Genomic DNA, 900 nt, shown 5'->3' on the forward strand with positions numbered 1-900 from the left:
GAACCAATCCAGAACGGTCGCCAGCAACGTGGCGGCGGCGGTCGTGGGCAAGGTGGTGGTCGCGGTCAACAGCAACCACGCCGTGGAGACGGTGGCGCAAAATCTGCAAGCGCTAAACCTGGAGACAAACCGTCTCGTCGCCTCGGCGATGCCAAACCGGCAGGCGAACAACAACGTCGCCGCCGTCCGCGTAAACCTGCCGCTGCGCAGTAATCTTTTGATGCCGGGCTATGCCCGGCAACTGAGCCTGATGGCAAACGCAAAACTGCCTGATGCGCTACGCTTATCAGGCCTACGTGGTTTATGCAATATATTGAATTTGCATGATTTTGTAGACAAAATAAGGCGTTCACGCAGCATCCGGCATAAACAAAGCGCACTTCGTCAACAATCTGACCTACTTTTTGATTCAAGGAATTACCGCAAAGCCCACGCAATCATACCCAACGTAACAAAACTCAGACACATTACCCACTCGCCCCACTTCTTCCTCTGACTTCTATTTTTGCTACGCCACTGGCAATAATATCCCAACGCAAAACCAAGCTGGGCGCTTATCGGACCGATAAAGTCAGTCCACGGCTGAGACCCAAATTGAAAAAATTCAGGGGTAACCAGACAATGGTCAGAAAGAAATTGCGCATATTTTCCAGCAAAGCACTTTGCGCTGGCGCGACATAGAAAATGATATTCCACAGGAGCAACCAGAAATAAACTGGTGCAAATACCAACCAACAATGGAGTCTGCTTTTCAGTTCAGATTGAGCTCTGCAAGAAAATTGCCAACCAACGCAACACATGGCACAGAAAAAAAAAGTGCATATTCAGCCAATAACCCAAGTTGGAATTCCAGAAGTGAAATACGCCTGAACATGAGCGGGATAGAGAACAGTATTTCTC

2 protein-coding genes are annotated in these 900 nt (G+C 49.1%); both read left to right on the top strand.

Annotated features, from left to right (window positions below):
- Positions 1-496: hypothetical protein (locus tag AC5O77_RS21695; protein ID WP_494507162.1), on the top strand; the 496-nt coding region annotated here is incomplete at its 5' end.
- Positions 497-662: 166 nt separating this feature from the next.
- Positions 663-900: hypothetical protein (locus tag AC5O77_RS21700; RefSeq protein WP_494507163.1), on the top strand; the 238-nt coding region annotated here is incomplete at its 3' end.

The organism is Stenotrophomonas sp. INTA L402-1, assembly GCF_059295135.1.